At 72.4% G+C, this 6,581-nt stretch carries 7 protein-coding genes and 2 pseudogenes; 6 read left to right on the top strand and 3 right to left on the bottom strand.

Annotation, left to right across the window (positions count from 1 at the left end; translation table 11 throughout):
* The 5 genes and pseudogenes from AB0C29_RS27395 to AB0C29_RS27375 form a co-directional block, all read left to right on the top strand.
* Window positions 1–264, top strand: a pseudogene (locus AB0C29_RS27395) (hypothetical protein); the annotation flags it as partial.
* Window positions 265–273: 9 nt separating this feature from the next.
* Window positions 274–1,725, top strand: coding sequence for a DNA repair protein RadA (radA, locus tag AB0C29_RS27390; protein ID WP_360546053.1), 1,452 nt, complete (start codon window positions 274–276; stop codon window positions 1,723–1,725).
* A gap of 181 nt (window positions 1,726–1,906) precedes the next feature.
* Window positions 1,907–3,010 (top strand): DNA integrity scanning diadenylate cyclase DisA, encoded by a 1,104-nt coding sequence (gene disA / locus AB0C29_RS27385; protein ID WP_212987880.1) that lies wholly within the window; start codon window positions 1,907–1,909, stop codon window positions 3,008–3,010.
* Window positions 3,011–3,023: 13 nt separating this feature from the next.
* Complete coding sequence (locus AB0C29_RS27380) at window positions 3,024–3,455, top strand: DUF6924 domain-containing protein (protein WP_360546056.1); 432 nt, start codon at window positions 3,024–3,026, stop codon at window positions 3,453–3,455.
* Window positions 3,452–3,979: a GNAT family N-acetyltransferase gene (locus tag AB0C29_RS27375; RefSeq protein ID WP_360825724.1), complete on the top strand. Its 528-nt coding sequence runs from the start codon at window positions 3,452–3,454 to the stop codon at window positions 3,977–3,979. The genes AB0C29_RS27380 and AB0C29_RS27375 overlap by 4 nt, the downstream gene beginning before the upstream one ends.
* A 94-nt stretch (window positions 3,980–4,073) precedes the next feature.
* On the opposite strand, the gene AB0C29_RS27370 is transcribed toward AB0C29_RS27375, so the two are convergent.
* The 3 genes from AB0C29_RS27370 to AB0C29_RS27360 form a co-directional block, all read right to left on the bottom strand.
* On the bottom strand, window positions 4,074–4,871 hold the full coding sequence (locus AB0C29_RS27370; RefSeq protein WP_360825721.1) for an adhesin: 798 nt from the start codon (window positions 4,869–4,871) through the stop codon (window positions 4,074–4,076).
* 81 nt (window positions 4,872–4,952) lie between these two features.
* On the bottom strand, window positions 4,953–5,504 hold the full coding sequence (locus tag AB0C29_RS27365) for a peptide deformylase (RefSeq protein ID WP_360825718.1): 552 nt from the start codon (window positions 5,502–5,504) through the stop codon (window positions 4,953–4,955).
* Complete coding sequence (locus AB0C29_RS27360; protein ID WP_360825715.1) at window positions 5,501–6,004, bottom strand: ACT domain-containing protein; 504 nt, start codon at window positions 6,002–6,004, stop codon at window positions 5,501–5,503. Before AB0C29_RS27360 ends, AB0C29_RS27365 begins: the two co-directional genes overlap by 4 nt.
* A 25-nt stretch (window positions 6,005–6,029) precedes the next feature.
* On the opposite strand from AB0C29_RS27360, the pseudogene AB0C29_RS27355 reads away from it, so the two are divergent.
* Window positions 6,030–6,539, top strand: a pseudogene (locus tag AB0C29_RS27355) (A/G-specific adenine glycosylase); the annotation flags it as partial.
* Between the last annotated feature and the right edge of the window lie 42 nt (window positions 6,540–6,581).

Here is a 6,581-nt window from a genome sequence, read left to right as displayed (position 1 = left end):
CCTGGATCCGCTTCGCGACCACGGCCGGCCCGGATCGAGATCGGACCGCTCGGCGCGGCCACCTTCCTGCCCGAGGACGCCGAGAAGCTGCAGGCCATCGGCCTGAGCGGCAAGCTCGTCCCGGGTCAGTCGATCAACCTGGTGTTCGAGTTCAGCAACGGCGCGCAGCCGCTCGTCCTGCAGGCCCCGATGGCCATCCCGCTGAGCCCGGCGTCGCGGGCGCCCGGCATCGGTCCCGAGGAGAATCTCGGCGAAGGGGAGTAAGTCCCCGGTTTGTCATACCGGCGGGCTAGCGTGACTGGTGTGACGACTTCCCGCACTCCGTCCCGCGCCCGCTCTGAGCCGCGGCCCGCCTATCAGTGCGACGCGTGCGGGCACCAGCCGCCCAAGTGGCTGGGCCGCTGCCCCGAGTGCAACGAGTGGGGCTCGATCATCGAGTCCACCTTGACCGGTCCCGTGGTGTCCGGCCGGGTGGTCAGCTCGCGGATGCCGTCCGAGCCGGCCCGTCCCATCAAGACCATCAGTGCCGCCCCGGCCAAGGCCGTGCCCAGCGGCGTCTCCGAGCTCGACCGGGTGCTCGGCGGCGGTCTGGTGCCGGGCGCGGTGGTGCTGCTGGCCGGCGAGCCCGGCGTCGGCAAGTCGACCCTGCTGCTCGACGTGGCCCAGCAGTGGGCCGCGGGCACCAACACCCCCTCGCTGGTGGTCAGCGGCGAGGAGTCGGTCAGCCAGGTGCGGCTGCGGGCCGAGCGGCTCGGCGCCCTGCACGACAACCTCTATCTCGCCTCCGAGAGCGACCTCGGCGCGGTCCTCGGCCACCTCGACGCGGTCAAGCCCGGCCTGCTGATCATCGACTCGGTGCAGACCATCTCCGCGCCCGGCACCGAGGGTGTGCCCGGCGGTGTCACCCAGGTCCGCGCCGTCACCGCGGCCCTGGTGAGCATCGCCAAGGAGCGCGGGGTGGCCACCGTGCTGGTCGGGCACGTCACCAAGGACGGCTCGGTCGCCGGTCCGCGGGTGCTCGAGCACCTGGTCGACGTGGTGCTGCACTTCGAGGGCGACAAGCACTCGTCGCTGCGCCTGGTCCGCGGCGTGAAGAACCGCTACGGCCCGGCCGACGAGGTGGGCTGCTTCGAGATGCACGAGACCGGCATCGTCAGCCTCGCCGATCCGTCCGGGCTGTTCCTCACCCGCTACAACGAGCCGGTGCCGGGCACCTGCGTCACCGTGGCGATGGAGGGCCGCCGGGCGATGGTCACCGAGGTGCAGGCCCTGATCGGCGCCCAGGTGCAGGGCTCCCCCCGGCGCACCGTCTCCGGGCTCGACAGCGCCCGGCTGGCCATGGTGCTGGCGGTGCTGCAGCGCCGGATGGAAAAGATCAAGCTGCACGACCGGGAGGTCTTCGCGGCCACCGTCGGCGGCATCCGGGTCACCGAGCCGTCGGCCGACCTGGCGATGGCCCTGGCGGTGGCCTCCGGCGCGCTCAACCTGGCGATGGCCCCGCACCTGGTGGCCATCGGCGAGGTGGGGCTGACCGGCGAGGTGCGCCGGGTCGGCGCGATCGGGCGGCGGCTGGCCGAGGCGGCCCGGCTGGGCTTCCGCTTCGCCCTGGTCCCACCCGGGTACGGCACCGGCGAGGGCGACAGCCCACCCAAGGGCATGCGCGTCGTCGAGGTGGGCGACCTGCAGACCGCGGTGCAGTGGGCAGCCCGGGCGTCAGCCGAATGAGCCGCGCCGCACGCTCACCGGCAGTGACCGTCGATCACGCTCTGGAGCCCCGGCGGAACCGCGGCTCGTTGACCTGGATACGAGTCCGTAGAATGTACAGGTGCCGCTCGACCGCGATGCCTCATCAAACCGCCATGCCAATGGCGCTGCTGCCGGCGTCAACGGTTCGGCAGCCCGTCCGATGACCCCGACGACGCCCGGCCTGACCGGCGGTGGAGTCAGCGGTGACCCGCTGCGCGCCAACCTCGCCCTGATGGCTCCGGGCACCGCCCTGCGCGACGGCCTCGAGCGCATCCTGCGCGGCCGCACCGGCGCGCTGATCGTGCTCGGCTACGACGCGGTGGTCGAGCAGATCTGCACCGGCGGTTTCCCGCTCGACGTGGAGTTCTCCGCCACCCGCCTGCGCGAGCTGTGCAAGATGGACGGCGCGGTGGTGCTCTCCAGCGACGGCACCCGCATCGTCCGGGCCGCCGTGCACCTGATGCCCGACCCCGGCATCCACTCCGAGGAGTCCGGCACCCGGCACCGCACCGCCGAGCGGGTCGCCAAGCAGTCCGGCTTCCCGGTGATCTCGGTCAGCCAGTCCATGCACATCATCGGGCTCTATGTGAACGGCCAGCGGCACGTCCTGGACGACTCCGCGGCCATCCTGTCGCGCGCCAACCAGGCCCTGGCCACCCTCGAGCGCTACAAGCTGCGCCTCGACGAGGTGTCCGGCACGCTCTCCGCGCTGGAGATCGAAGACCTGGTCACCGTCCGCGACGCGGTGGCGGTCGTGCAGCGCCTCGAGATGGTCCGCCGCATCGCCGACGAGATCTCAGGCTACGTGGTCGAGCTGGGCACCGACGGCCGCCTGCTGGCCCTGCAGCTCGACGAGCTGATGGCCGGCGTCGACTCCGACCGCACGCTGGTCATCCGGGACTACCTGCCGACCGGGCGCAAGGCCCGCACGCTGGACGAGGCCCTGGTCGAGCTCGACCTGCTGACCGCCACCGAGATGATCGACCTGGTCGCGGTGGCCAAGGCGATCGGCTACGCGGGCGCCTCCGACGCGCTGGACGCGGCGGTCAGCCCCCGCGGCTTCCGGCTGCTGGCCAAGGTGCCCCGCCTGCCGGCCCAGATCGTCGAACGCCTCGTCGACCACTTCGGCAGCCTGCAACGCCTGCTCGGCGCCACGGTCGAGGACCTGCAGGCGGTGGAAGGGGTGGGCGACGCCCGCGCCCGCGGGGTCCGCGAGGGCCTGTCCCGCCTGGCCGAGGCCTCGATCCTCGAGCGCTACGTCTAGGCTTCGCCTCACCATGACTGCTATCCCCACACCCCTGCCCGCGCCCAACGATCTGACCTCCCTGGTCCTGCGCGCGGACTTCAGCGACGATGCGGCCTGGGACGAGCTGCGAGCCGTGATGCGCAGCGAAGGAGCCCACCGCAGCGCCACCTACGTCAGCGACCCGGCGTACGCGGGGGTGACGATCCAGAACCTGGTGGAGGCGGACGCCGCCGCGAGCGAGGACGACAAGCTGGCGTACCTGTTCCTGGCCGACCAGGTCGCCCTCACCGACGACGAGCACCCGCTGCTCGCGATCGACCTCGCCGAGGAGCCGGGCCGGACATTCCGGGTACGGCCGGCGTCCTTCACCGACGTCTCGGCCAACCTGGCCGTCGGCAACGTGGACTTCGCCGACTTCGCGGACGACACCGACGACACCGGCACGTACCACGGCTCCGAATGAGCACCGAACAGCCGGCAGTGCGCTTCGTACGCCTGCCACCCCCGGTCCTCGAAGCACTGCTGGCCGGCGACCTGGCGGCCGCGCGCACGGCGACCGGCATTCCGCTGTCGAAGTGGTTCCTCAGCGATGAGGTGACGTGGCTCTGGCGCATGCGCCTCGACCAGATCGCGGGGGATCCGGCGTCCGCCGACTGGATCGTCCGCGCGGCGGTCTCGGTGCCTGACGGTGTGGTGGTGGGGGCGGGCGGCTTCCACGGGCCGCCGGACAGCGCGGGCATGGTCGAGATGGGTTACAGCACGGACCCGGCTTACCGCAGGCGCGGCTATGCGAAGGCCATGGTGACTGAGCTGCTGCGGTGGGCGGCCGGTGAGGAGTCCGTGGTGACGGTGCGGGCGAGCATCAGTCCGCAGAACGTTGCCTCGCTGGCGACCATCGCGGGGTTCGGGTTCGAGCACGTCGGCGAGCAGTGGGACGAAGAGGACGGGACGGAGTTCCTCTACGAGCGCCCCGCCCGGCCCGCGTAGACCGGTCGCCCAGCTCGGCTCCCGCGATGCGACGGTGCGGCCGGCCGGCCTGACGTGGACCCTGTGCGGCTGAGACGACCAGCGCCGGGCTCGGTCAGGCGGTGATGTTGATGGTGACGGGGGCGCTGACCTTGGCGCCCAGCCGGAAGTGCATCTCGTAGATGCCCGCGGCCGGCGCCGTGCCGGTGGCCAGCCCGCCCGAGCACTTGTTGGCCTGCTTGCCGTTCCAGGTCACGTTGTATTCGCGCTCGCCGTTCGGCGGGAACGTGCGGACCTCGGAGCCCTTGACCGTGCTGCACGTGTCCGAGGACCAGACCCGGCCGGCGCCCTGGCCGAGGTAGAGCTCCTGGAGGTCCGGGCCCACGTCGCGGGTGCACGTACGGGCCGAGATGTTCTTGATCTTGAGGCGCACCGCCAGCGGGGCACCACGACGGACCGTAGTAACGGCCGGCATCGGCGTCAGGGACATCTCCGCGTCGGTGCACACGCCACCGGCGGCCGCCACGTTCGTGTCGGTCGTGCCGCCCTGCGTACCGTCCTGAGTGCCACCCTGGGTGCCGCCTTGGGTGCCGTCGCCCGGGTTTCCGCCGGCGCCGGCCGACGGGTTGGCGCCCGCGCCGCTGGCGGTCAGCTCGCCCGGGTCCGGCAGCGACGGGTTGCCCGCGCCCGGCCCGGGGTCGGTGAAGGACGGCTCTTCCTCGGGGGTGTTCGACGCCGAGGGAGGCGTGAGCGGCGCCTGCGAGGAAGCGCCCTTGCCGCGATTGCTGTCCTTGTCGTCCCCGCCGGAGCAGGACACGAACAGCACGATGACGCCGAGCAGCAGTGCTCCGAGCACCACAGCGCGACGCCGCCAGTACACGGCGGCAGGAAGGGGACCGACCGTCGAACGCATGATGGGTGCACGGTATCCCCGCGAAGGGGGCATGACTGCCGCGACGCGCCGATAATGCGACACCGTCTCGCGCGCTGATCGTTAGAGATAGACCTTGCGCTGGTAGACGGCGTGCGCACCGGCGACCCGGTCGAGGAATAGTTTTCCGGCGCAGTGGTCGATCTCGTGTTGCAGGGCCCGCGCCTCGAACGCGTCCGTGGTCAGTCGCACCGGCTCACCCGTACCCGGAAGGACGGCCTCGACCACCACCCGGCCGGCGCGTTTCACGTCGCCGGTCAGGTCCGGCACGGACATGCAGCCTTCCCGGCCGGGGCGCCACCGGCTCGCCTCGACGACCCGGGCGTTGCACAGCACGAACGTGCCGTGCGCGGTCACCGTCTTCGGGTGCTCGGTCACGTCCACGACGAACACCTGCGCACCCACCCCGACCTGCGGCGCGGCCAGGCCGACGCAGCCGGGCGAGACCCGCATGGTGGCGACCAGGTCCGCGGCGAGCTGCACGATCGCCGGGTCGGCCGGGTCGACCTCGGCGCCGGCGCTGCTGAGCACGCCGGCCGGGGCGGTGACCACGGGCAGCACCTTGCCCTCGACACCGAGCACGTCGGGCTTCCAGTCGGCCAGGGCGTCGCTCACAGGACGTCCGGCTCGGCCCGGCGCAGGGTCACCTCGACGCCCAGCTCCTGCGCGGCCACGGCGAGGCGGGCGGCCAGGTCGTCGGCCGCACCGGGCGGCACGTCGACCTCGGCGATCAGGACGTAGAGCGGGCCGGTGAGGCGGGTGGTGAGGTCGGTGATGTTGCCGCCGGCGGCGGCGACCACCCGGGTGACGGCCGCGACGATCCCGAGCCGGTCGGCGCCGTGCACGCTGACCAGGTACGGCTCCCCCGCCGCGTCCGTGTCCGCCTCGGGAGCCACGGCCCGGACGGTCGCCAGCAGCCCACTGAGCGGGGCCAGCGCCTTCTCCACATCGTCGGCGGCGGCGCCGGTGCAGATCAGGGTCATCGCGAAGTGTCCGCGCAACCGGGTCATGGTGGAGTCGGACAGGTTGGCCCCGACCCCGGCGAGCGCCTCGGAGACGTCGGCGACGATGCCGGTCCGGTCGGGACCGATGACGGTGATGGCAAGCTCGTTCACTCCGGCATCCTAAGCTGGTGCCGTTATGACGCTCGCCGACTCGGTCATCAAGTGGTACGACGCCAACGCCCGCGACCTGCTCTGGCGGGTCCCCGGCACCAGCGCCTGGGCGGTGCTGGTCAGCGAGGTGATGCTGCAACAGACACCGGTGGTCCGGGTGACACCGGCCTGGCAGGCGTGGATGACACGCTGGCCGGAACCGGCGGCCCTGGCCGAGGATCCCCCGTCCGAGGCCATCCGGATGTGGGGCCGGCTGGGTTACCCGCGCCGGGCGATGCGGCTGCACGCGTGCGCGGTGGCCATCGTGGAACGCCACGGCGGGCAGGTGCCCGACGATCTGGAACAACTGCTGGCGCTGCCGGGCGTGGGGATGTACACGGCCAGGGCGGTGGCGACCTTCGCGTACGGGCAGCGTCACCCGGTCGTGGACACCAACGTCCGCCGGGTCGTGTCCCGGGCGGTCGCCGGCGACCCGGACGCCGGGCCGACCACAACGACGGCTGACCTGGCCGCGATGGCGGAGCTGCTGCCGATCTAGCCGGCCGGGGCGGCCACGGCCAGCATCGCGGTCAGGGAG

Origin of the sequence: Actinoplanes sp. NPDC048791 (assembly GCF_040650095.1) — a bacterium.
Lineage (GTDB): Bacteria > Actinomycetota > Actinomycetes > Mycobacteriales > Micromonosporaceae > Actinoplanes.
Note: the sequence above shows the minus strand (reverse complement) of the source record. Positions and strands in the feature narration are given on the sequence as shown.

Coding starts and splice junctions, on each gene's coding strand:
- disA (WP_212987880.1), top strand. CDS start 1,907: ATGACCCCGACGACGCCCGGCCTGACCGGCGGTGGAGTCAGCGGTGAC.
- AB0C29_RS27380 (WP_360546056.1), top strand. CDS start 3,024: ATGACTGCTATCCCCACACCCCTGCCCGCGCCCAACGATCTGACCTCC.
- AB0C29_RS27375 (WP_360825724.1), top strand. CDS start 3,452: ATGAGCACCGAACAGCCGGCAGTGCGCTTCGTACGCCTGCCACCCCCG.
- AB0C29_RS27370 (WP_360825721.1), bottom strand. CDS start 4,871: ATGCGTTCGACGGTCGGTCCCCTTCCTGCCGCCGTGTACTGGCGGCGT.